Source organism: Paenibacillus sp. FSL R5-192, assembly GCF_000517845.1.
Taxonomy (GTDB): Bacteria; Bacillota; Bacilli; order Paenibacillales; family Paenibacillaceae; genus Paenibacillus; species Paenibacillus amylolyticus.
In genome coordinates this window covers 262,366-287,098 of the sequence record NZ_ASPR01000049.1, presented here as the reverse complement: position 1 = coordinate 287,098, position 24,733 = coordinate 262,366, and the positions used below count along the sequence as shown (strand labels likewise).

23 protein-coding genes and 1 riboswitch are annotated in these 24,733 nt (G+C 44.8%); of the genes, 16 read left to right on the top strand and 7 right to left on the bottom strand.

Translation table 11 applies throughout. The features are described 5' to 3' along the window. Positions 1–5 precede the first annotated feature (5 nt). Positions 6–1,232 (bottom strand): glucose-1-phosphate adenylyltransferase, encoded by a 1,227-nt coding sequence (locus tag C161_RS26495; RefSeq protein WP_036613675.1) that lies wholly within the window; start codon positions 1,230–1,232, stop codon positions 6–8. Positions 1,233–1,425: 193 nt separating this feature from the next. Between C161_RS26495 and glgB the strand changes: the two genes are divergently transcribed. Both glgB and glgA read left to right on the top strand, forming a co-directional pair. Beyond that, positions 1,426–3,432: a 1,4-alpha-glucan branching protein GlgB gene (gene glgB / locus C161_RS26490; RefSeq protein WP_051449962.1), complete on the top strand. Its 2,007-nt coding sequence runs from the start codon at positions 1,426–1,428 to the stop codon at positions 3,430–3,432. Next, on the top strand, positions 3,429–4,871 hold the full coding sequence (gene glgA, locus C161_RS26485; protein WP_036673819.1) for a glycogen synthase GlgA: 1,443 nt from the start codon (positions 3,429–3,431) through the stop codon (positions 4,869–4,871). Before glgB ends, glgA begins: the two co-directional genes overlap by 4 nt. A 142-nt stretch (positions 4,872–5,013) precedes the next feature. Here glgA and C161_RS26480 read toward each other — a convergent pair whose 3' ends face one another. Together C161_RS26480 and C161_RS26475 are read right to left on the bottom strand one after the other, a co-directional pair. Next, positions 5,014–6,780, bottom strand: a complete 1,767-nt coding sequence (locus tag C161_RS26480; protein WP_036673818.1) for an alpha-glycosidase — start codon at positions 6,778–6,780, stop codon at positions 5,014–5,016. A 238-nt stretch (positions 6,781–7,018) separates the two neighbouring features. Beyond that, a complete protein-coding gene (locus tag C161_RS26475; protein WP_036673816.1) occupies positions 7,019–8,194 on the bottom strand; it encodes a M20 family metallopeptidase in 1,176 nt (391 codons plus the stop codon). Positions 8,195–8,378: 184 nt separating this feature from the next. Here C161_RS26475 and C161_RS26470 point away from each other — a divergent pair, with 184 nt between their 5' ends. From C161_RS26470 to C161_RS26460, 3 genes are all read left to right on the top strand, one after another. After that, positions 8,379–9,842 (top strand): ABC transporter substrate-binding protein/permease, encoded by a 1,464-nt coding sequence (locus C161_RS26470; protein WP_083677436.1) that lies wholly within the window; start codon positions 8,379–8,381, stop codon positions 9,840–9,842. Beyond that, positions 9,829–10,551 carry an amino acid ABC transporter ATP-binding protein gene (locus C161_RS26465; protein WP_036613682.1) on the top strand — a complete coding sequence of 241 codons (723 nt, stop codon included), beginning with the start codon at positions 9,829–9,831 and terminating at the stop codon, positions 10,549–10,551. Before C161_RS26470 ends, C161_RS26465 begins: the two co-directional genes overlap by 14 nt. Before the next feature lie 218 nt (positions 10,552–10,769). Then, a riboswitch (cyclic di-AMP (ydaO/yuaA leader) is annotated at positions 10,770–10,964 on the top strand. Positions 10,965–10,966: 2 nt separating this feature from the next. Continuing rightward, complete coding sequence (locus C161_RS26460) at positions 10,967–11,641, top strand: 3D domain-containing protein (RefSeq protein WP_036673815.1); 675 nt, start codon at positions 10,967–10,969, stop codon at positions 11,639–11,641. 107 nt (positions 11,642–11,748) lie between these two features. On the opposite strand, the gene C161_RS26455 is transcribed toward C161_RS26460, so the two are convergent. Next, positions 11,749–12,540 (bottom strand): polysaccharide deacetylase family protein, encoded by a 792-nt coding sequence (locus tag C161_RS26455; RefSeq protein WP_036673813.1) that lies wholly within the window; start codon positions 12,538–12,540, stop codon positions 11,749–11,751. A 153-nt stretch (positions 12,541–12,693) separates the two neighbouring features. Between C161_RS26455 and C161_RS26450 the strand changes: the two genes are divergently transcribed. The 5 genes from C161_RS26450 to C161_RS26430 all read left to right on the top strand — a co-directional run bounded on the left by C161_RS26450 (position 12,694) and on the right by C161_RS26430 (position 15,597). Beyond that, entirely contained in the window at positions 12,694–13,035 is a 342-nt protein-coding gene (locus tag C161_RS26450) for a prenylated flavin chaperone LpdD (RefSeq protein ID WP_036673812.1), read from the top strand. 111 nt (positions 13,036–13,146) lie between these two features. Then, positions 13,147–13,818: a PspA/IM30 family protein gene (locus tag C161_RS26445; RefSeq protein ID WP_036673811.1), complete on the top strand. Its 672-nt coding sequence runs from the start codon at positions 13,147–13,149 to the stop codon at positions 13,816–13,818. 95 nt (positions 13,819–13,913) lie between these two features. After that, positions 13,914–14,315 carry a DUF350 domain-containing protein gene (locus C161_RS26440; protein ID WP_036613690.1) on the top strand — a complete coding sequence of 134 codons (402 nt, stop codon included), beginning with the start codon at positions 13,914–13,916 and terminating at the stop codon, positions 14,313–14,315. Between the two features lie 23 nt (positions 14,316–14,338). Beyond that, positions 14,339–14,845 (top strand): DUF4178 domain-containing protein, encoded by a 507-nt coding sequence (locus tag C161_RS26435; protein ID WP_036673809.1) that lies wholly within the window; start codon positions 14,339–14,341, stop codon positions 14,843–14,845. 11 nt (positions 14,846–14,856) lie between these two features. Beyond that, on the top strand, positions 14,857–15,597 hold the full coding sequence (locus C161_RS26430; protein ID WP_017688102.1) for a DUF4247 domain-containing protein: 741 nt from the start codon (positions 14,857–14,859) through the stop codon (positions 15,595–15,597). 114 nt (positions 15,598–15,711) lie between these two features. Here the strand turns inward: C161_RS26430 and C161_RS26425 are convergent, their stop codons facing one another. Next, positions 15,712–16,002, bottom strand: coding sequence for an HNH endonuclease (locus tag C161_RS26425; RefSeq protein ID WP_156946171.1), 291 nt, complete (start codon positions 16,000–16,002; stop codon positions 15,712–15,714). Positions 16,003–16,200: 198 nt separating this feature from the next. On the opposite strand from C161_RS26425, the gene C161_RS26420 reads away from it, so the two are divergent. Further along, complete coding sequence (locus tag C161_RS26420; RefSeq protein WP_036673991.1) at positions 16,201–17,490, top strand: molybdopterin molybdotransferase MoeA; 1,290 nt, start codon at positions 16,201–16,203, stop codon at positions 17,488–17,490. Between the two features lie 6 nt (positions 17,491–17,496). After that, on the top strand, positions 17,497–18,030 hold the full coding sequence (gene mobB / locus C161_RS26415) for a molybdopterin-guanine dinucleotide biosynthesis protein B (protein ID WP_051449961.1): 534 nt from the start codon (positions 17,497–17,499) through the stop codon (positions 18,028–18,030). A gap of 247 nt (positions 18,031–18,277) precedes the next feature. Here the strand turns inward: mobB and xerS are convergent, their stop codons facing one another. Continuing rightward, on the bottom strand, positions 18,278–19,384 hold the full coding sequence (gene xerS / locus C161_RS26410; protein ID WP_036613698.1) for a tyrosine recombinase XerS: 1,107 nt from the start codon (positions 19,382–19,384) through the stop codon (positions 18,278–18,280). Positions 19,385–19,562: 178 nt separating this feature from the next. Here xerS and C161_RS26405 point away from each other — a divergent pair, with 178 nt between their 5' ends. The 4 genes from C161_RS26405 (at position 19,563) to C161_RS26390 (ending at position 23,902) form a co-directional block, all read left to right on the top strand. Continuing rightward, positions 19,563–20,051 (top strand): GNAT family N-acetyltransferase, encoded by a 489-nt coding sequence (locus tag C161_RS26405; RefSeq protein WP_036613700.1) that lies wholly within the window; start codon positions 19,563–19,565, stop codon positions 20,049–20,051. Positions 20,052–20,129: 78 nt separating this feature from the next. Continuing rightward, positions 20,130–20,903 carry an SDR family NAD(P)-dependent oxidoreductase gene (locus C161_RS26400; protein WP_036613702.1) on the top strand — a complete coding sequence of 258 codons (774 nt, stop codon included), beginning with the start codon at positions 20,130–20,132 and terminating at the stop codon, positions 20,901–20,903. A 134-nt stretch (positions 20,904–21,037) separates the two neighbouring features. Continuing rightward, positions 21,038–21,931 carry an aldo/keto reductase gene (locus tag C161_RS26395; RefSeq protein ID WP_036673806.1) on the top strand — a complete coding sequence of 298 codons (894 nt, stop codon included), beginning with the start codon at positions 21,038–21,040 and terminating at the stop codon, positions 21,929–21,931. 624 nt (positions 21,932–22,555) lie between these two features. Continuing rightward, positions 22,556–23,902, top strand: a complete 1,347-nt coding sequence (locus C161_RS26390; RefSeq protein ID WP_036673805.1) for an amino acid permease — start codon at positions 22,556–22,558, stop codon at positions 23,900–23,902. A gap of 56 nt (positions 23,903–23,958) precedes the next feature. On the opposite strand, the gene C161_RS26385 is transcribed toward C161_RS26390, so the two are convergent. Continuing rightward, positions 23,959–24,720, bottom strand: coding sequence for a YqcI/YcgG family protein (locus tag C161_RS26385; protein ID WP_036673804.1), 762 nt, complete (start codon positions 24,718–24,720; stop codon positions 23,959–23,961). Between the last annotated feature and the right edge of the window lie 13 nt (positions 24,721–24,733).

The window sequence follows — 24,733 nt, the reverse complement described above, 5'->3', positions numbered from 1 at the left end:
TATTCTTATGAAGAAAGTTCACCAGCGCGTAGGCGCCCACTTTTTTCATATACTTCTTTCAACATACGAACAGGTTGCGTACGGACAGCCGGTTTGGCAGAGACGATCTCGTTAGGTCCAACGACCACAATTTCATCTGCTGTACCTTTAACGATTGCACCGTCCTTGATTATTGCACCTTCACCGATGATGGCACGTTCGATGTGAACCCCACGGCCTATGCGTGCGTTAGGCATAACAACACTGTCTTTAACCTCAGAGCCTTTACCCACTTCTGCACCGCAGAAGATGACGGAACGTTCTGAACGACCTTCGATTGCACAAGAGTCGTGAATCATGGAAGTAACATGTTCGATCTTTGTATGTCTTGCTTTGTAAGCACTTGGTTTGGAGCGCCAGTCGCGAGTAAACATCGGCCAGTTTTCTTTTTGCAGACTCCAGTCTTCCTCGTTGTGTAACAGATCCATATGTGCATCCCAAAGGCTCTTAACCGTACCTACGTCTTTCCAATAACCATTAAAGTTATAGACAAAGAGGGGATTATTTTCGTTCAACATTTGAGGAATCACATCTTTACCGAAGTCATGGCTGGATTCAGGATTAGCGGCATCTTCCAACAGATGGCGTTTCAGATAATCCCATTTGAACATGTAAATGCCCATTGAAGCCAGATTACTTTTTGGTTCAGCCGGTTTCTCGGCAAACTCGGTTACACGCAAATCAGCATCGGCAGCCATAATCCCAAAGCGATGTGCTTCATCCCATGGCACTTCCATAACTGAAATCGTTGCAGCGGCATTATTGGCTTGATGAGCCTCCAACATATCGCGATAATTCATATGATAAATATGGTCACCCGACAAAATTAGAACATTTTCGGGGTTTTGTTGATCAATATAGTCGATATTTTTATAAATAGCATCCGCCGTTCCCAAGTATTCGTCATTTCCTGTATGATAAGATGGAAGCAAGGATATTCCTGCCTCACTTGAGTTGCCATGTCCCCATGGTTCTCCTCCACCGATGTGATCGTGTAAAGATTCCGCTTGGTACTGCGTCAATACTCCTACAGTATCGATCCCTGAGTTTACGCAGTTACTGAGAGGAAAATCGATGATCCGGTAGTGCCCGCCAAACGGTACAGCGGGTTTTGCGATACTCGAGGTTAAAGGGGCTAATCGCTTCCCTTCTCCTCCCGCCAACAGCATAGCGATGCAATCTTTATTAAACATAATCGTTTCCCTCCCAAAATATTGTGCATTGTAGTACATCATTAACGCAAAGTAGAGCAGATGAAACGATTGTTACTGTAAAAATTCTGAAAATGTACAACATTTTCTAATTCACCGCATTTTTCTTTTCAACTTGGCTAGACTGGGGTAATGGTTACTGTTATATCTATTTTCTTGAGAAGAAGGTGATCTCTTGGCCATTCAACCGTTAGCACACCCGGACATATTGCCGGAGCATATTTATTTATTTCATGAAGGTAACCTTCATCACAGTTATCGAATGTTGGGCGCGCAACCTGAGACTTGCGATGGCCTTCAGGGGTATCGCTTTACCGTGTGGGCACCAAACGCCGTAGAAGTAGGACTGGCTATGGACCGCAATGAATGGAAAGGCGAAAAGGAACCTTTATATAAGATACCCGAATCAGGATTTTGGAGTCGTTTTTTCCCGGAAATTAGCGAAGGAACTTTATACAAGTTCCGTATATTAACGGAAGATGGAACAGAATTGCTCAAAGCGGACCCATATGCGTTTCAAGCAGAGGTTCGACCTCAGACAGCCTCTGTCACCAGTTCAATCGAAGGGTACAAATGGAATGATGGACCCTGGAGACGCAAACAACGTGCCATGTATAACAAACCTCTACATATTTACGAAATGCACATGGGAACCTGGAAGCGCAAAGAAGACGGAAGCCTCTATAGTTATCGCGAGATGGCTGATTTGCTTGTTCCTTACTTATTAGAAATGAAATATACACATGTTGAAATGATGCCCCTTAGTGAGCATCCATATGACCTTTCGTGGGGCTACCAAAACACAGGGTTTTATGCGCCAACCAGTCGTTATGGGCATCCAAAAGATCTGATGTATCTAGTGGATACACTACATCAGGCAGGGATTGGCGTATTGCTGGATTGGGTACCTGCACATTTTGCCAAAGACGCTCATGGGTTGCGTATGTTTGATGGTACGCCTTTGTATGAGTATGCAGATCCGATGTTAGCAGAGAAGCCGGGCTGGGGCACACTTAGCTTTGACTACTCGAAACCTGAGATTCGTTCATTTCTGATCTCCAATGCATTATATTGGATGGAGATGTATCATTTTGACGGACTCCGTGTTGATGCGGTTACGAGTATGCTACGGCTTGATTTTGAGAAGCAGCCAGGACAATATCGTACCAATGATGAAGGTGGTCTTGAGAACAAGGAAGCTGTAGCCTTTTTGCAGCAACTGAATGAGACGGTGTTCAAGTATTTCCCTTATGCATTGATGATGGCTGAAGAATCCAGTGCATGGCCAATGGTGACTTTACCTGTAGATGAAGGTGGTCTGGGTTTCAACTACAAATGGAACATGGGCTGGATGAACGATACGCTTGATTACATGGAATCTGATTTTCATGAGCGTCCTTCCAAACATCATTTGCTGACTTTCCCGGTCGTATACTCCTTTGCTGAAAATTATGTGCTACCTCTGTCACATGACGAGGTTGTTCATGGCAAAAAGTCGCTCCTCGACAAGATGCCAGGAACTTATGAGCAGAAATTTGCCGGCATGCGTGCTTTTCTGGGCTATTTTATGACTTTCCCAGGGAAAAAGCTGTTGTTTATGGGTGGAGACTTTGGCCAGTTCATTGAATGGAAAGATGAGGATCAACTGGATTGGTTCTTACTGGATTATGACAGTCACCGCAATTTGCATAAGTTTGAGCGTGAGCTGTCTAACCTGTACTTGAGTGAAAAAGCTTTGTGGGAGCTTGATCATTCCCTAGACGGTTATGAATGGATCACTCCGGATGATCAGGACCAGAGTGTCATTTCATACGTACGCAAAGGAAAAAAACCTGCGGATACACTCCTTGTGCTCATTAACTTTCAGCCGGTCAAGCGGGAGCGTTACCGGATTGGTGTCATGCGTCCCGGTATGTATACCGAAGTTCTGAACAGTGACCATTCCGTTTACGGCGGTTCAGGCATTACTAATGATATGCAACTGCCTACCGAAAAGATTCCTTTTCATGGGCATCCGCATAGTCTCGAATTGGTATTACCTCCGCTTAGCATCGTGATTCTAAAAAAGAACACACGTCGGAAAACGGATGAATCACCTGCGAGTATAACTTCCGTCAGTTCAAAAACGAAGAATAAAAATGAAAGCAACACGCTCAAACCGAAGAGGAGGACAAAGGCATGAATATTCTATTTGCTGCTGCTGAAGTACATCCATTTATCAAAACAGGAGGCCTTGCTGACGTAATCGGTGCTCTCCCGTTTGCTTTGAAGAAGAGCGGGGCAGATGTGCGGGTGATTATGCCTAAGTACAAGGGGATTCCCGATGAGTATAAAGACGCGTTACAGCCCGTAATTACAACGGATGTGCCTCTTGGCTGGCGCAGGCCCTATTGTGGAATAGAAATGCTGGTTCATGATGGGATTCCAGTCTATTTTGTGGATAATGAGTATTATTTTGGGCGTGATGGAGTGTACGGTTATATGGATGATGGCGAGCGTTTCGCCTTCTTCAACCGTGCAGTTCTCGAAGTGTTGCCACAGATTGAGTTCAAGCCTGACGTGCTGCACAGTCATGACTGGCATGCAGGAATGATTCCTTTGGTGCTTGAAGCACACTACAGACACGATCCATTCTACAGTGATATTCGTACGGTATTCACCATACATAACTTGTTGTATCAAGGGGTATTCCCGCATCAGTTATTCAGTGATATCCTTGAGCTGGACGATCGATATTTCACCGTGGATGGAGCCGAGTATTACGGTAATGTCAACTTCCTGAAGGCTGGAATTGTCTACGCTGACCATGTAACAACCGTTAGTCCAACTTACGCACAGGAAGTGCAAACGTCTTATTATGGATATGGCCTGGACGGACTGCTCAGTTCACTTGGAGATCGTTTCAGCGGGATTGTAAACGGGATTGATACCAAGAGTTACAACCCGGCAACGGACACCAAAATTCCAGTGAAATACAGAACAAGTCTGTCCAAGAAAACGGAGAACAAAATTGAGCTGCAAAAGGAACTTGGACTTCCTGTTCGTCCTGATGTACCACTCATGGTGATGGTGACAAGGCTCGTGGACTCTAAGGGGCTTGATCTTGTGTGCCGTATCCTGGATGAATTGCTGTACTATGATGACATTCAATTCGCGGTACTGGGAACAGGAGAGCCTATGTATGAACACTGGTTCCGTGAAGCCGCTAATCGTTATCCGCTCAAAATGTCTGCCCAGATCACGTTTAACGATGGGTTATCCCGCCGTTTCTATGCAGGCAGTGATATCTTCCTGATGCCATCAAGGTTCGAACCATGTGGTATTAGTCAGCTGCTGGCTCTGCGATATGGTAGTGTGCCTCTCGTAAGGGAAACAGGCGGTCTGAACGACACTGTGCAGGCATACAATGAGTTTACTGGAGAAGGGAATGGTTTCTCATTCACAAGCTTTAACGCTCATGACATGATGAGTACCATTCGGCGTGCTGAGGAGATCTACAAACAGCCAGAACACTGGAAGAAAATTGTGAAAAATGCAATGGGCGGAGAATACAGCTGGAATGTCTCAGCTGAAGAATATATGGATATTTATCGTCGGATCACACTTGACCCTGTAAATTGATGTAGTCTTGAATGAGTCACAGCACATGATGCTGTGGCTTTTTCTCATCCAAAAAAACACTTCCAAAGTTCAGAATGAAGTATCATCTGAGACGGTGGAAGTGTTTTTCTTTTCTTTTATATGACTGTTTAGAATTTAAACCTCAGTTGTGTTGGATAGTTGCCGGATCAAGCTGTCTGTACAAAATGCGATACCCATAGGGGTCAAGCTTAATGTTCATCATTCCATCGGCTGGAAACACAGGCTCTTCAGTTAATGCATCTTTCCAGTCTTTTGTTTCCATGGGATGAGAAAGCGTTCGATCTTGAGGTGTATTGTTCATCCATACGGTAAAGTGAAGGTTGTCATCCACACGCTCGTACACGATACAGGGATCATTGTGATCCGCCTTGAGGAATCGGAAGCGTCCTTTGCGCAGGGCTTCATTGCTTTTGCGTAGATCGATCATCAGACGATAGAAATCATACAATTCTCTGTCTTGCTTGTCCGGGTCCCATTCCATACATTTTCGACAATCCGGGTCAGCATCACCACTAATCCCAACTTCGTCGCCGTAGAAGATACAAGGTGTACCGATATAGGTGAAAAGAAATACTACCGACAATTTTAATCGTCGTTTGTCTTCTCCTAACCGGGTGAGCAGTCGTGGGGTATCGTGGCTGCACAGCATATTAAAGATCACTTCGTTGGTTTGTTGCGGATAGCGCATAATCAGTGAACCCATCTCGTTGGCAAAGTTATAACCATCCATTGAACCACAGAAGAACTGAAGCACTTTGTCGGCAAATGGATAATTCATGACGGAATCAAATTGATCTCCCATAAGCCAGGTCAAGGAGTCGCTCCATACTTCACCAACAATATAGGCTTCAGGGTTCGCTGCCTTAACAATCTTGCGCAAATCACGCCAGAAATGGTTGTCCACTTCATTCGCTACATCCAGTCGCCACCCATCCAGCTTAATTTCCTTGATCCAGTACTCAGCTACATCAAGTAGATATGACTTAACCTCAGGGTTGGCTGTATTGAACTTGGGCATGTTGCCATAGAACCCAAATGTATCGTAGGTTGGTATACCATCCTTGATCTGAACCGGATATTCATTGATGTGGAACCAATCGGCATACTTGGAGTTTTTTCCATTCTGGAGAACGTCTTGAAAAGGAGGGAAGTCTTCGCTGCAATGGTTAAACACCGCGTCAAGCATGACACGTATACCCAGGCGATGACATTCTTCTGTCAACTGTTTAAGCAGGGCATTATCACCGAAATGAGGGTCGACTTTTTTATAATCAATCGTGTCGTATTTGTGGTAGGAATTGGCCTGGAATAACGGGGTAAAGTAAATGGCGTTCACGCCAAGTTCAGTTAAGTCATACAGATGATCCAGCACACCTTGCAGATCTCCACCAAAATAATTGTCTAACTCAGGTTTGCCACCCCAGTCATGCGTTTCTTTTGGATTCAGCTTAGGATCTCCATTAGCAAACCGTTCCGTCATGATCTGATAAAAGACGGCTTCTTTGGCCCACTCGGGCACCTTAAACACATCAATTTCATGTATATACGAGAATTCATAATATCCTCCAGTTGGATAGGGGGTCTCATAATGAATTCCGTTATCCGCAAGAAAAACATCTTCTGAACCGGCAGTTATCCGAAATATATAAGTGAGACGTTTGAATTGTGGCTTGACGGCCGCCTCCCAATAATCAAACATGTTATCCGAAGCAGCCTTCTCCAATTGAATTTCCTTGTATGTTCCATTCCAATCGTACTTATCTCCGGTCAGTGCAGTCACGTATTGCACATCATTACGTTTGGTTCGTACGCGCAGATGTATGGTAGACGAATTATAGGCATAAGCCCACTTGTCACGAGGAACATGATACATGGCTTCGAGCAGCATGACAGCACCTCCTGAATATAGGATAAGTTATAGTTATAATTAACCAAGTTAGCCAGCAAACGAATCACATTTACTGTAATAAAATGTATTATTTTCATCGTTTTCAAAGGTTTCTTTCACAGCATTTCCAGCTTTGTGCTGAATATACTTACAGCTAATTTAGAAAAAAGGGTGCCCTGAACAGCTTGGAATTCAAGATTGTTCAGGGCACCCCTATATAACATGTTGAAAGTGAATTTTAGCGAATAGCTTGCTCGAACTCCGTGCGGATGGTTTGAAGCAGCTCTGGCTGGCTCAGTACGTCATAGGCTGTTGTTGCAAGTGCCTTGGCTCCCAGAATCATGCCATCCAGCGCACGCTCCTGAAGTGCAAGGTCACGGAAGGCTATGGAGTGCAGTGTATGCACCTCGTCTACAACACGAATGTAGGGATGAATTGCAGGACATTTCAGGGAAACATTACCGATGTCCATAGAGCCGTGATCATTACCACTCACAATCTCTTCTTGCGGGATCCCAAGTTCCATCAGATTTTGACTAAACGCAGCTGAGAATGCTTCATTGGTAACCATCTCGTCATAGGACGTTTCATAGTTGGATGTCACCAGCTTGCATCCTGTCTGGAGAGCAGAACCTTCAGCGATCTGAATCACACGTTCTGTGAGGATATTCAGTTCTTTGCGAGTTGCTGCCCGTACATAAAATTGCGCAGAAGCATAGTCAGGAATGATGTTTGCTGCCTGACCTCCGTTGTTGATCACACCATGAATCCGAACGCTGCTTTTAACTTGTTGCCGAAATGCATTGATTCCGTTGAACGTTTGAATGACAGCATCAAGTGCATTAATACCTTCGTGCGGACTTGCAGCGGCATGTGAAGATCGGCCATGGAATTCAAATTGCACTGCATCAATAGCCAGTGAGCTGCCTGACTTTTCGTAGGCATAATATGGATGCGCCATGAGAGCGACATCACAGTCATCGAACAAACCTGCTTCAGCCATCGGAACTTTGGCACCACGTGTCTCTTCAGCGGGGGTACCAAACACTTTAATGGTTCCACCTACTTCATCCAGAATAGATTTTAGCCCAACAGCGGCCCCAAGACTCATCATACAGATCAGATGGTGACCACAAGCGTGACCGATCTCCGGCAAGGCGTCATATTCGCACAATAAAGCAATGGTAGGGCCTGGTTTGGCGGCTGAATAGGTTCCGATAAAGGCTGTCTCCAGACCAAGGATTGGAGCCTCTACAGTGAAACCGTGGAAGAGCAGTTCTTCTTTCAAACGGGCAGAAGCGAGATACTCTTCATTTCCCAGTTCGGGGTTGGCACCGATATATGATGAAATGGTTTTAAAACGGGAAGCATATTGATCAATAACCGTTAGAATTTGTGATTTGTTAGCTGTCATTAGTAAACTCCTTATGCAAAAATGAAAATAATTCATTGATTATATCATGTTTGCTTTATTTTTTTCAGAAACAAGTCAAGATTTGTATTGTCAAAATGCATTGCATAATCATGCATTGTACTTTATAATGACTCAGTCATCAACATGAGAAGCATACAAAGTATTGTAAGGGGAGAGAAAAAGGTTGAAATTAATAAGTCGTTACACCATGATGCTGTTGACCTTTGTTATTCTGCTGACGACTGCCGTTCCTGTGGCACTTGCTAGTGGAACTACAGATAATTCAAGCAGTAAAAAGCTGGTGCTCGGTACAAGTGCCGATTTTGCACCATATGAATTCCATAAAGTGATTAATGGCAAAGATGAAATCGTCGGCTTCGATATTGAGATCGCCAAAGAGATTGCCAAAGATCTTGGCGCTGAGCTTGTGATTGAGGATATGGGCTTCGACGGTCTTCTGCCTTCATTGCAGAGCGGGCGTGTTGATCTGGTGATTTCAGGTATGACGCCGACGGATGAGCGGAAGAAAAGTATCGATTTTTCCGACACCTATTATAAGTCAAAACAAGTGATTATGGTTCGCAATGTGGATAAAGACAAATATCCAACCATGGCAGAACTTGAAAATGCGAAGATTGGCGTTCAGAAAGGCTCCATTCAGGAAACGATCGGACAGAGTATTCCAGGAGCGAAGCTTACTGCGCTGGATAAAATCTCGGATATCGTGCTTCAACTGCAAACAAAACGCATTGACGCGGCAATCGTTGAAGATACCGTTGCTGTAGGTTATCTGGACGATATCATTGGACTTGCTGCTGCTGTTCCGGACGAAGAGCAAGCAGAAGCGGCAATCGGGATTCGTAAAGGTAATACCGAGCTGCTAGCTGCAGTAAATGGAACACTGGAGCGACTGAAAAGCGAAGATAAAATCAATCAGATGGTGACGGACGCCAGCCTCTTGATGGCGGATAAAGCGAACAAATCACAAAATATTTTCCAAGTATTCTGGGAGTACAAAAGTTTCTATGCTACAGGTGTAGGATACACACTTCTGTTGTCTGCACTTGGGGTTATCTTCGGGGTAATTATTGGATTGATCATCTGTTTGTTCCGTTTGCATGACGCTGCAATCTTGCGCTGGATCGGTACGGCTTACGTTGAAGTGATCCGTGGCACACCGATGTTGGTACAGTTGATGATTATTTACTATGGTTTTTCCCTGAGCTTTGGCATTAACTTCACTGCACTTCAGGCAGGTATCATTACACTTTCAATCAATAGTGGTGCCTATCTGGCGGAGATTTTCCGTGCAGGTATCCAAGGTGTGGATCGTGGTCAGTTGGAGGCAGCGCGTTCATTAGGTATGGGAAGAGGCGCCGCGATGCGTTATATCATATTGCCACAAGCCTTCAAAGCTGTATTACCAGCGATCGGTAATGAATTCATAACTATCATCAAAGAATCCTCCATTATCTCCGTTATCGGTATGGTGGACATTATGTATCAGGCAAGTGTAGTCAAGAACATTACGTACCAAGGCTTGAGTCCATTTTTGATTGCAGCAGCCATCTACTTTGTAATGACGTTCATTTTGTCCAAGCTGCTGGGACGACTGGAAAGGAAGTTGAGTGCAAGTGATAGACGTTAGACAATTACACAAATCTTATGGAAATAACGATGTGCTTAAGGGCATAAACGTGACGATTGGCAAAGGTGAGGTTGTCGTGGTCATCGGTCCTTCTGGTTCAGGTAAAAGTACGTTCTTGCGTTGTCTGAATCTGCTGGAACAGCCTACCTCAGGAGAGATTGATTTTGAAGGCGTGTCAATCACGGACCCCAAGCATAACATTAACGCAACTCGTGAGAAAATGGGCATGGTGTTCCAGCACTTCAACCTGTTCCCACACAAAACGGTAGAGCAAAACATTACGATTGCTCCAATTAAAGTGAAGAAACAATCCACTCAGGAAGCGGAAAAAATTGCTGCTGATCTGCTTAACACCGTGGGCTTGTACGATAAAAAAGATACATTCCCGAATCAGCTGTCTGGTGGACAGAAGCAGCGGATCGCCATTGCTAGAGCATTGGCCATGCAGCCGCATGTGATGCTGTTTGACGAGCCTACGTCGGCACTGGATCCTGAGATGGTCGGCGAAGTGCTGGATGTCATGAAACGTCTTGCAGAAGGCGGAATGACGATGGTCATCGTAACCCATGAGATGGGTTTCGCACGTGAAGTGGGAGACCGCATCTTGTTCATGGATGGCGGGGTTATTGTGGAAGAGGGAACACCTGATGAGGTGTTTGGAGCACCCAAAAATTCACGTACACGTGATTTTCTTGCGAAAGTACTCTAAACGATGTGATCAAATAGCGTTACTGACTTCGAGTCGGTAACGCTATTTTTTATGGATAATAATGACGTATGGATTCGGAAAAGTAACTATTCTGTTACCAAATGTAAAGGAATCGGGTCAACCAAACTTTCTGAATTAACCAGTATTCTTACAAATGCTTACATGCTAAAAACCATTTGGTAAGAATTACTACAAGTTCAGGTTACAAAATTGTGATATATTGAACTCTGCCGAAACTTCCGGACAGGGAGTGCGGGGGATGTAACGATGCAGATTGTGCAGGGGGAAGATCTACAGCACACTGCTTGGGGTGAATTGGGTACATAACGTTTCAAATGTAACGAAGAACCTATAGGGTGGGCTCCTCATCCGAATCCGACAACTAACTTCGCAGGCACAATGAGGGAGGAAGACCATGATTAACAAGAAACGTATAGCCAAAACAGCAGTAGCATTAATGACAACAGCAATGCTCATTCAAGCCGTTCCGGCTCACGCCGATTCAGTTCATGTGGCCAAAGAAGGGGATACCTTCTACACCTTATCAAAACAATATGGAGTAGCACTCAACACGTTAATTAAAGCAAACAACGACATTTCGGCTTACAACATTTATGGTGGTTTGAAAATTACGATTCCCGGTAAGGCAAACAATGTAGCAGACGCTGCGGCAACGGAGAGCAAGACCCAAGCGAAGACTGTTACTACAGCAAGCTTGGACGTCAACGCAGATAATAAAGTTGTTCAAGCCTGGGGTAAAACATTCGATTACAGCAAAGCTGTGAACGTAAAAGCAACGGCATACTCTGCAGATCCGTCTGAAAATGGAGGCTGGGGTGCAGTCGATTATTTCGGAAATGACCTTGAACTGGGTACGATTGCAGTTGATCCAAGTGTAATTCCACTTGGAACCAAAGTACTGGTAACTGGTCACAGCCATCCAGGATTGCCAAAACAGGCTTTTGTAGCCACAGCGCGGGATGTGGGCGGTGCAATCAAGGGTCACCGGATTGATATCTTTATCCCGGGTAGCAAACAGTCTGTAAGCTCATTTGGTTTTCAGGATATCGAGCTGTACATTCTGAAGTAGAGAGAAAATAACATTTAAAATGAATTCAAACAGGGTGTCTGCCAGTCGCTAATTCGCGATTGAACAGCACCCTTTTAATATTCTCATTATTTGTTATCACGGTCATCCTAATCTTTGGCCTTGGGCAATCCCAGCATTTCGTCCAAGGTGACCAGTTCATATCCCCGATTACGTAGTTCCTCAATAATTTCAGGCAAAGCCTCAATCGTGCCGTTCAGGTTTGACCCTACACCGCCTCCAGCATGTTGCAGAACGATGGAGCCAGGTTTCACGGCAGAGAGGATGTTATCTTTCACCTGTTCCTTTGAAAGGCCTTTCCAGTCCAGGGAGTCTACGTTCCAGTTCACAATGCTATAATGTTGTTTGGCAGCCCATCTCAGCTGTTCTTCATTAATGTCTCCATAAGGTGGCCGAATCATCTTGGGCGTATATCCCGCCAAACGTTGAATAATATCCCCGGTATGTAAAATTTGTTTGCGAAAGGCATTCATCGACAGCTTACTGAATTCAGGATGATTGTAGCTGTGATTACCAACCATATGCCCTTCCTTAACGATGCGTTTCACTAGATCCGGATGTTTCTCAGCACGACTACCCACGATGAAGAATGTAGCTCTGACATTGTATTTCTTCAATACATCCAGCACTTGTGGAGTAAACCGTGGATCAGGTACATCATCAAAAGTCAGTGCAACCTTCTTGGTTGAAGGACCATTGGTTTTGAACGTATCGGCATATTTTTGACGTAATTGTCCCAATGTCAGTTGTTCTTCTTCCGCAGAATCCAAACCTGATACGGATTCACCTGGCGGGCTTGAAACATCCCGCGATGAAACTGGAGCATGAGATCCCCCGAGAAAAATAACGATAACCATCAGCATAATGAGGCGTACGCGCATAATATCGGCCTCCTTTTTCAAAATGACGTTCTCCTTGGTATACCCGGGGGCTCCATAAAATATGCGCAGTGTGAGAAGTTTCATTGTGGATTTAGCTCATGACAGCCATAATTCCTCCATATATAACATATAGAAAAGGATAGGTGGATGGGTATGAGTACATCTGATTTGAAATCCATACGTTTACAGGTGATTGAAGCAGGAGAAGATAAGGTTTTTCTCGTTACCGGAGGAAAGGCGCATATTGGCGCCGTAGCCACGTTCTATGTGGATCATGAGCGCGTAAGCGGGACGACGGTACATATTCCCGGGCATAAAGAACAAGAGCTGTGTGAGCGGCTTGCCCGAAAGGCAGCCTTGCAACTGAAAGTAACCGTTACGGTGATCATGGGTATCCATTTTGATTCCATCACGCGGATGCAGATCGACGAAATCGTGCAGACTGCAGAGAGGTTGATGGAGGATCATCTGAACAAAGATAAACGATCTTCCTGACATAAGAGCCATCGAATGTTTTGATTTTATTTGCTAAAATTGAAACGAGTTGTAGATTGTTACGTATGTATGTTTATATACGATGTAATATCGACTAGGAGGAATAACATAATGTCCATTTTCAAACGTTTGCGTGATCTAACCATGTCTAACATCAACGCCATTATTGACAAGGCGGAAGATCCAATCAAGATGACGGACCAATATATCCGTGACATGCAAGAGGATCTGGAAGATGCGGAGAAAGCAGTAGCTCAACAGATCGCCATTGAGAAGAAATTCAAGCAGTTGTTCGAAGAGCAGGAAGCTCTTGTGAAGAAACGTGAAGAGCAGGCGCATACGGCGGCACGTGCTCAGAATCTAGATTTGGCTCGACGTGCTCTGGAAGAGAAAAAGGTTGCTGAAGAGAAGATGGCTGAGTACAAAACCAGCTATGACCAAAACAAGGCTTCTGCAGATAACCTGCGTGGCAAGCTCGACGAGATGCGTAAGCAACTGACTCAAATGAAGAACAAACGCGAAACACTGGTAGCGCGTTACAATGCAGCAAAAGCCCAAACGGAAATCAACAAAGCGTTGAATGGGTTTGGCTCTGATACCGCAAGTGCTGGTATGAAGCGTATGGAAGAGAAGATGATGCAGATGGAAGCACAGGCAGAAGCAAGCAACGAAATGTCTTCCAAAGGAAAATCTTTGGATGAAGAGTTCGAGAAGTTGGGTAAAGATCAGGCTGTTGAAGACGAACTCGCAGCATTGATGAAACAGTACGATAATAAGAACTAATACCTTGGTTGTCAGCAAGGTTAACCAGCGGAGGAGAAGAGTATTTCTCCTTCGCTTTTAAATGCGGTTCATGTTGATATGTGGGGGCTGTGTAAATGGATTTGAACATTTTGGCGATGCTGGTCTGGACCGGATCTGGTTCGGTTTTGCTGTTTGTCCTGATGTATGTTGATTCACTGTTCACGAAATATAAGGATTTTGCTGAAGTTAAGGCTGGCAATATGGCCGTTACTACACGTATGGTTATGAAATTATTTGCACAAGGATATGTACTCGCTACGTCCATTTCTACGGCCGGTCACCTGGGAGAAGCACTGCTGGTCTCCGTTGTATCCTTTATCATTTTGTTGATTCTGGAGAGTGTTGTACACTTTATGATTCGCAAATGGGCCAATCTGGATCTGGATACGGGAATTCAGCAAGGGAAGACAGGGTACGGATTGTTCTCTGGCGCTTTACATATCGTGGGCGCACTGATTATTGCAGCTTGTTTATAAGATAAGGAACAGGAGTAATTCTCATGAGTGTATGGAAACGAATTAAAGGAATACTAACGAAACCTGAACCACCGCAGGCAGAGAAAACGATGCTTCAGCTTGCACCTGGTGATATCTGTGAGGTTTCTCTGGTCACTTATGAAGTCGTTGGTCGGGTACAAAATCGTGCTCGAAATGCAGTTGTGCTCACGCTGCAGGATGGTACCGCATTTCGATATTTGCATATCGAAGAACGGGAACTCACACGTTACGCCCTATATACACCAATTGATGGCAGGCTTGATGCACATGATGAGGTGCCCACATTGCTGGACCTGGATGGACGCGCATATCATCTGGAGGAAGAGTATGGAGGCATGGTATCAACGGCAGGTAGAACTCCATATGGCCAGGCTGGAGAACAATTGGTATGGCAGTATCAGTCGGATGATAATATGCTTCTTCGCGTGGAGTGGCAAGACAGAAGATTTACACTGTATGAGGGTGAGTCCATTCTTCCTGCGGATATCAAAGTGATTCGTTCGAGCTAGGAGAGGTTCCAATGAAAAAACGCTTGGCACATGGATTAAAATTAATGCTGGTCCTCAGCCTTGTGATGTCTCTGTTGTCCGCGTGCGGAGCAGCACCTTCTGTTCAGGACACATATCCGCTTGAATCGGTTAACGGCAGTGGTAACTCAACGTCCTATGTGTACCGTGCTTCGGACCGTACCGTTCCGGAAGTGGCTCAGGAATTGTCTGACCAAAGGCAACCGGATCAGATATCGGCGGAGAACACAGAGCGTATGTTCCTCGTGTATCAGGACGAGTATTATCACCTGCAACAAGACCCGAACAAGCCGGAGGATACCTTGGTTGAGGTGGACTCCAAGGAATATGTTCGGCAGAACTACGATTCATCTTTTTTACAAGGTTACCTCACCGCTACATTAATTGGTAATCTGTTCGATTCTTTTGGCGGGCGAGGTTATGGCAACTATCGAGGATATACCAATAAAGATACGTATAAACCGAGTGCAGGATCTTATCGTGCACCAACAAGTAATGACAAGAAGCTTGCTCCACCTATTACTGTTGATCGGAAAGGTACGATTACAAGGCGCGGAAGCGATAAAGATTCAAGCGTGGGATCTGGCGGAGGATTATTCAACCGCAACAAGGATCAGAGTAAGGGAACCATTGATCGCAACAAGAGCAGTGGTGGGCTGTTTGATTCACCTAAGAAATCCTACAAAAAACCAAAAACCAGAGTGGGCGGCGGCCGAATCAAGAGGCGAAGATAATGATTTAATTATAAGCTTGGCTGCCCAACATATAGTTCAATCCAAAAAGAACAGGAAAAGGTATGACGGATTTATCTCTATCCGCGCATTTACCTTGGAACTGTTCTTTTTGGTTTACGATTTGCGAACATGATTGGACTTGCGTACGCGGGGAATCGTTGTAGCAGGTTGTTTGCGAATCCAGCGGATAAATGGAATCATTCGTTCATCCTGTCTCAAGGATTGCAGATCAGTGAGACCAAGGGTTACAATGTCGCGATTGGTGTATAGCGAATGAATCTGTTTGTGACAGGGGATGCACAGGTTGGCCGTTGGCAGAAATGTTCCGCCCATTTCTTTGGGTGTAAGATGATGAATGGTCGTATTCACAGGTTCTCTTTCGCATAATTCACATCGATTACTCATGATCATCGCCTCCCTTTGTCACTTATATTATGGGCAGACAAGATGCCTTTCATGTTGAACATAGGTCAAGGAATGTTACACCTGTAAGAAATAAGATTTGTCACAGGATCAATAAGTGATGTACTTGTTATCTTACTGTATTCGGGCTACACTTTCTTAAAGGATGATAGTCTTTAGGAGGTAAGAATACTTTTGAAAATGAACTCACATTCACATGATATGACAACTGCCAAATTCAATCGTACAGCTGTACAGGTACCGGATGCCCAAGCCAAAATAGCTGCAAGAGTTACTGTAGGCTCCATAGAGAAAGTTCACCTTGAATCTGCTCATGGCCGCACACTTGCAGAGACGATTCAGGCACCCCATCCGTATCCATTCTTCCGGAGATCGGGTATGGATGGATTCGCTATTATAAGTACAGATACCATAAATGCATCGAGTGATCATCAAGTTTGGTTTCGAGTCATTGATGAAATCCCTTGCGGCTACACCTCGGATCACACCATTGTTTCAGGTACGACGGCTCGCATCATGACGGGTGCACAGGTTCCGGAAGGTGCGGATGCGGTAGTTATGATGGAGATGACCGAGAGCAAGGTAGAGAATGGAGAACAGTGGATTGCATTGAAACGGCACATATTGTCGGGTGCTAATATCACCCCAATCGGACTGGAAGTCCAAGAGGGACAGCAACTGCTCGAAGCAGGAACGATCATCAGGGCAGGAGAGCAGTCCGTGTTAGCTACTTTTGGCATAGCAGAAGTTCCTGTATTTAAACGTCCAAAGGTGGCGATATTCGCAACCGGCACGGAATTGCTTGATGTAGATGAGCCATTACAACCAGGTCGGATTCGGAATAGCAACAGTTACATGTTGCGCTCTCTGGTTGTAGAGGCAGGTGGAGAGCCTGTGATGTACGGTTCTATTGCAGACGATGTGAATACGGCAAGGGCCAAACTGGAAGAAGCCATTCAAGATAATGATATCGTGGTGACCACAGGCGGAGTATCCGTCGGGGATTATGATATTATGGGCGAACTTGTGCTTGAAGAACATGTGGAGATGTTGTTTAACAAAGTGACGATGCGACCAGGCAGTGTGACCACAGCTGCTATATATAAAGATAAATTGCTTTTTGCACTTTCGGGTAACCCGGGGGCTTGTTTTGTAGGTTTTGGTCTGTTTGTTCGTCCAACCATTCGTTCCATGCAGGCGGATGCTCATCCTTATATGGAAGAATGGACTGCGATCTTGGAAGAAGAGTACACCAAAGTTAATAATTTTACACGTTTCGTACGTGGACGCACAGAGATCCGCAACGGCATGGTGTACGCGATACCGGCTGCCGCCCGTGTAGATGAATCCAGCGTGATGATCACCATTAAGGACAGTGATTGCCTGATTGTTGTTCCACCTGAGAAAAAAGGCATTCCTGCGGGTGAGCAGGTACGTATTCTCAAACTGCCCTCAGGTCATGTGAGGTAGTGGTAGATGACTACAATGAGTGATACAAAGCCACATATCATACAGATTGTTGGATACAAAAACACAGGCAAGACAACCCTGACAGCCGCGCTGATCGGGCACTTTTCTTCTATGGGACTTAAAGTAGCAGCAATTAAGCATGATGGTCATGACCATTTTGAGATGGATCAAGAAGGAACGGATTCTTATCGATTTGGAGAGTCTGGGGCTTCGGCGGTGGTTATCATGTCAGAGAAACGTACTGCGATTATGGAGCGACAGGCAACCAAGCTGGAGGATATGCTGAGCTATCTATCGGATTATGATTGGATTGTTGTTGAAGGATTCAAGAATGTTTCTTATCCCAAATTTGTGATGGTTCGAGAAGAGAAAGATCTGACCTTGGTTGATCAGCTTGAAGGGGTAGTGGGTATAATCTCATGGCTACCTTCAGAGCAGTTTATAGAGCGGAGCGCCGTAAGCAGAGAGATAACATGGTACTCGGTTCATGAAACGGAGGATATAGCCAAAGCGTTGTTAGCGATGGTTGAAAGCAAGTGAAGGCAGAATGGTGAAGTCTAATCGTAGAAACGTTAAAAAAGTAGGATATTATGATCGCTGGATATGATTGAATTTACAGAGAGCGTGATTGATTCTTTTTAATACAACGTAATATTTATTATGTAAACTATAATTATTTCTACTTATGCTCTTCTCCTTGAATGATGCAAAAAAAACAAAAAAGCAGCAGACCTTTCTCGGATCGAAATCCTTGATGCGGTTTGCTGCTTTTATTATGTTCGGGATGTTACATCCCTTCGTCGGTACGACGTTCAATGGCTTCGGACATCGTTTTGTCGGTAAGGTGAGCATAGATCTCGGTTGTTTCCGTAGAAGCGTGTCCAAGCTGCTCTTTTGTTTTGTAAATATCATTTTGCAAATAATAGTCGGTTGCGAATGAATGGCGTAATTTGTGCACGGTCAAGTAGGGTTTACCAAAGCGCTTGGCATATTTCATAATCATGGCCTGGATCGCTCTTTTGGTCATTCGACTGCCTTCTGAATCTCCGTTACGCAAAGCAATGAACAGACCTTTCTCCCGCTTGGGTGTACGGTAACGTGATTGCCGCAGGTTCATATAAGTTGCGAGTTCGTCCTTGGCCTGTTCCCTGAAATAAACGGGAGTTTTGTACGTCTCATCATTGTTACCTTTGCGATAAACATACAGGAGTTTGTTGTTCAGATCGAGATCATCGACGTTCAGGTTCACAACTTCCGACACCCGTAAGCCGGAATTCAGAATCAGGCTGGCAATACAGGCGTCCCGTTCTTTGTTGATTTCATGGGAGTATAGGGCCTGCTTATTCTTCTCCATATCGACAGCGTAACCTTCAAGAATATAGCCGATGAATTCCAGCAGTTCCTCTTCCTCCAGAATTTTACCTTTGAGTTTGGCAGCGGTGTCCTTGGGTTTATGGGTACGCTTGATCTCGATTTTGGCCATAATGTTCCGCTTCAGCAAAGGATAAAAGTCTTCATCTTCCGCAATCTGGCTCAGGTAATGAAAAAGGGAGCGAAGGGAAGAGAGCTTGCGAGATACGGTAATTCTGGAATTGGTTCCTTCCCGTTTGGTTGTAAGAAATAACCGATAGGCGGTAACCGAATCCATGCGAAGGACTTCCAGTTCAGTCAAGGTAACTTCTTTATTAGAGCTTGCCTCGGACAGCCCTTCTGCTCGCAACCATCCGAAGAAAGCTTCGTAATCTCTCAGATATTCGAGTAGGGTAGAGGGGGACAGGTCAGGCAGCTTGTAGTCCATGAATTGCTGAACGAACCAAGGCATGGAAGGTAGTTTGTCATCCAGCTTGCGTCGATCAATCTCTTTTTGCACGTTGGTCAAGTTCGACACCTCCATGTGAAAAACATATAAAATGAATATTCAATTTAATAGTATTCTATGCTCTAGTGTACCATAATTTACATGCTCACAGCTTGTTCACCAAAGCATGCAGTAAGTAGGGTATGCTTCCTTGCCCTTCGGCGCGTAAACCTTTAAAGTAATTAGTATACGTAAAGCAGAGGAGGTGAACCGGATGAATATGAAAATAGAACTGGTTCCCCGGGAACGCAGTCAGGTGATTCGGCATTTAATGCAATTTTATTTATATGATTTTACCAAATACCTGAATATTGATGTGGACAGTAACGGCATTTTTCCGGAATATCCCGGTCTGGAGGCATTCTGGGCAGAAAAGGACCGCAAGTTTCCTTTTTTGATTACAAGTGATGGGGCACCTGCAGGGTTTGCTCTGGTGGAGAAATTGGAGCCTGGTAGTAAGGATAATGACTACTATTTGACTGAGTTTTTTGTGATGCAAAAATATCGGCGCAGTGGAGTGGGTACTCGGGCAGCCTATGAACTGTTCAAACGTTTTCCAGGAAGATGGAAAGTGACCCAGGTTCGTAACAATGTCATTGCCCAGGCGTTCTGGCGAAAAATTATAGGGGATTATACCGGAGGCCGCTTTCGAGAAAAGTTCCATCCGGAACTGGGCAATCCAAGCCAGTATTTTGTAACCTGATTCCCATCGGGGTTTACCTACATATAAAGCATTCTGCTTGAATGCTGAAATAAAGAATCTGATGAAGGAGTGAGTGACATGAACGTACCCACATTCCATCTCGATGGACAGACAGCACTGGTGACAGGTGCAGGGAGAGGGATCGGAAAAGCAATTGCGATTGGACTTGCCCAGTCAGGCAGTGACGTTATACTTGTATCCCGAACGATGAAAGAAATTGAGGAGACAGCAGCCTACATCTATGAACAGACAGGGCGTAAAGCGCTCGCTCTGACTGCGGATGTGACATCAAAAGAACAAATGGAAGAGACGTTTCAAGAGGCGATCTCGGAGATGGGTAGCCTGGACATTCTGGTGAATAACGCAGGTATGAACATACGGACACCAGCACTTGAAGTAACAGACGAGCAGTGGGAGACCATCATGCAGACAAACTTAAAATCGGCTTTCTTCGCTTCGCAATTAGCGGGACAGCATATGAAAGAACGTGGGACTGGGAAGATCATTAACATCTCTTCGGTAGGTGGGCATACGGCTTTGCGGACAGGGGTTGTATATGGTGCGACCAAAGCTGCATTAATTCATATGACCAAAGTTCTCGCACTGGAATGGGGCAAGTATGGAATCCGTGTCAATTCAGTAGGGCCATGGTATTTCCGAACACCTTTGACTGAAAAGTTGCTGGATGATCCCCATTATTTGCAGGAAATTGTAAGCCGTACACCGTTACAGCGAGTGGGAGAACTGGAAGAAGTGGTAGGGCCGGTTGTATTCCTGGCATCAGATGCAGCGGGATACATAACGGGTCAGACGTTATTGGTTGACGGTGGAATGTCCATTTATGGCTTTTAAATAAATGAAGTTGGTTGCAGTTTGGAAAAGTGGGTGGCATAACCAAATCATGGGTAATAACATAAGGGAAGTTGAAGTTAATCTGTATTTCTATTTATCTGTACCCAATTCACTGAACTTGGAGGAAGATAACCATGGAAACGCGCAAGTACGGTAATACTGGCATGAACGTAAGTACACTTGGATTTGGCGGAGCGGAAATAGGAAAAAATGTATCCAAAACGGATGTAGCAACATTGCTGAATAGTGCCCTGGATGCTGGATTAAACGTGATAGACACGGCTGAATGTTACGGTGACAGCGAGGAATTAATCGGCGAGGTGTTGTCACATCGGCGTGATGACTACTATTTGTTCACCAAATGTGGACATGCTGCCGGGATCGAAGGCCCGGATTGGGATGCCAAAGTACTGGAGCAAACGATTGACCGCAGTCTGAAAAGGCTGAAAACGGACTATGTGGATGTTATCCATTTGCATAGCTGCTCCGAAGAAGTACTCCGACAAGGAGCAGTGATCGAAGTGCTACAGCGTGCCAAGGAATCAGGTAGGACCAGGTTTATCGGATACAGTGGGGATACAACAGATGCGCTATATGCGATTCAGACCGGAGTATTTGACAGCCTGGAGACTTCATTAAATATCGCAGATCAGGAAGCAATTGATCTTACGTTGCCTGAGGCAAGAAAAAGAAACATGGGTGTCATCGCCAAAAGACCAATTGCCAATGCGGCCTGGACGTATGATACACTTTCAGAAGAGGCTTATCCATTTATATACTGGAAGCGCTTAAGTGAACTGAACTATGGTTTTCTGGGTGAAGATGCCCAGGCAGCGGTGGAAACAGCACTGCGTTTTACGCTAAGTACCGAAGGGGTAGACACAGCTATTGTAGGAACAGCCAAGCCCAATCGCTGGCAGCAAAATGCTGATCTTGTGGCTAAAGGGCAACTCCCACAGGAATTGTATGATGAAATTAGAGCACGATGGAAAGAAATCGCCGGAGCAGATTGGACTGGCCGGACTTAAAACAGAAATATTAGCGAAGCCGCCATATGGCGGCTTTTTTATGACCAACATAAAATATTTTCAACATATGAAAAATTCACAATAACTTTCGGATCAGGGGCTACGAAAAATTTTAGGGGATAATGTCTATACGTCAGCTTAGTTCAAAACGGGTGACAAAGGATGAAAGAGGAAAAATCCCAGGAAATAGCCTTTATTTAAAACAATTAAATTTATAAAAAAAGATAAAGCTATTGAGAAAATACGAAAAAGAGGCATTCTACGTTCAATTTAAAAGAAATAACGACTTATTTTATAATATTTCAACATATGAAAAATTCACAATAGAAAGATCATTTTCTCACCCTAGTTACCATCTCTCATATAGTCACATTGACGCACCACCAAGTTTAAAAGGAAAACCATTTTAAGCAATTGAAGTCAATACTTTTTTTGCGGATTTTAAATAGGATTGGGAATATATCTTTATGAATGATGCGTAAAAGCATACAGCTTAAATTCATTATCAGAATAATATTAACATATTAATTATTATGTAAACCAATAACAATTCTTTTGGCAATACAGACATAAAACCTCCATGACCTGTAAATCGTAAGGGGATAAGGCAGAAGGAGGAGCTTCATGAAAAGTCAGCAACACCGTAAAAACGACGACGAAAAACTAAGTTGGGTCAGCCTGTCTTTGTTTGGCGCGGGTTGCACACTGGGAACGGGATTTTTTCTAGGGACCAGTCTGGCGATCCATTGGGCCGGCATATCCGTACTTATATTGTTGGTGCTGGCGGCAGCAGGTACTTACTTTGTATTTGGTGCGCTGGCACAGATGACCGCAGATGATCCTAAGGAAGGCGCTTTTCGAACGTACGCGGGCGAAGCATTCGGACCTTGGGCTGGTTTTGGTAGTGGATGGATGTACTGGTTCTCTGAAATGCTCATCATGGGCAGCTCATTAACGGCACTTGGGCTGTTCTCTCAATTCTGGTTTCCCAAGTTTCCGCTTTGGGCATTTGTCGCGATCTATGCCGCTATAGGTCTGTTCATTGCTGCACTGGGAGCGAAGGGATTAACCAAAACGGAGAATATTCTTGCTGTAATCAAACTTGCTGCAACGGTTGCATTTATAGCTATAGCAGGAGCGGCTTGTCTGGGTTGGTTACCTGTAAAAGTGACACCAGAGCAATTGAAGAATGAATGGTTCCCGCATGGAGGTAAAGGGGTATGGACCGGTTTCATCTATGCATTTTTTGCTTTTGCCGGGATCGAGGTTATGGGTTTGATGGCTGCTAACCTGAAAGAACCAAAAGATGCAGTGAAATCAGGTCGAGTGATGCTATTATCGGTGAGTACACTCTACGTCATTTCAATTGCGTTGATCCTGTTGCTTGTGCCTTCAGCTCAGTTAACTCCAGATGAAAGTCCGCTCGTCAAAGCCATGTCAACTATTGGATTCACCGTTGTGGTCCACATTCTCAATGGAATTCTGATTATAGCCGGATTCTCGACGATGGTGGCTTCGTTATATGCCATTACGTCCATGTTGGTGAAACTCGCAGAAGATGGAGATGCACCAAAGCTGTTCACAAAGACCTGGGGGAAAAAGGACATGCCACTTCAGGCATTGTGTTGCACAGCGGCCGGATTACTCCTGTCTACGTTGATGGCATTATGGATGCCCAAGAGTCTGTTTGAATATGTGACGACAGCAGGTAGTCTGGTATTAATGTATACATGGCTACTCATCTGCATCACGTACATTAAGAAAATGAAGCCCGTGAAATGGAATCGCATCAAAGTGTGGATTGCCATAGTATTAATTGTGGCTGCTGTGGCTGGGACAGCGATGGAAAAAGCCAGCAGAACGGGTCTGCTGGCAAGTGTGGGACTTTTGGTGTTCCTTGGGATCATCACGTATGTTGTTCATAAGGTACGTGGCTCGAAACCACCGCAGTCAGCACCATCCAAACCATAAGCAACTCTCAGCAACTTTTGTGGAGGTCGTACAACGGATTAATGAGTGCTTTAAGATTATTTCGTCAACTTGCCTAAGGCTTGCTTCATCCGCATGAATGGACATTTGGAAGGTGTCTGCTCATCATCAGGCAGGAAATACTGTTTCCATTCCAGATTATCCTGCTGACCATACCACATCAGCGAAGGGTGAGCAGGTACAGCATCATACGCAGCGAGACGTTTGCGAATCAAGGTTTTCATTTTACGGCCAAGAGGGGTGTTGTCATTAATGGATTCGAATACCCACCGCGGTTGAAAAGCAAACATGAGATAAGGAAAATGACGGCTGGCTCGGAGTTCATGTGCAGGAGTTGCACAGAAACAAAAGTAAGGCTCTCCGCCAAAGCAAAACTCCCATGATGAATCATGAGGATCGGTTGAAATATGTTCCGGCCACGGCTCGGTATCGTGTGAACTTACCCGATTAAGCATTTGCCAGAATAACGTCTGATATTGCTCTACGGTTGTATGATCTTTCAGATCGCTTGGCGTCTCACAGATCACGACCATGGAAGCGTAATGACCGGTGTCTCTGGAGACAGGACCATATTGTCTAAGCAGATCGGCCATATCTTCGGCAGCATGTTCAGATCGGGGGTCACACGTAAATCCGTACCTCAAATGTCCTGACAGAAATCCCATTCGTCCAGGTACACATGGATACGTATTATCTTCGTCGGCGATCATATCTGCAAATTGCGAATAAGCGTCCTGCTGCCAAGATGGAAGACGCTCAAACAAGGTGTTTATTTCGTCGGCACTATACAGCTCCGCCATTGATTCCCAACTC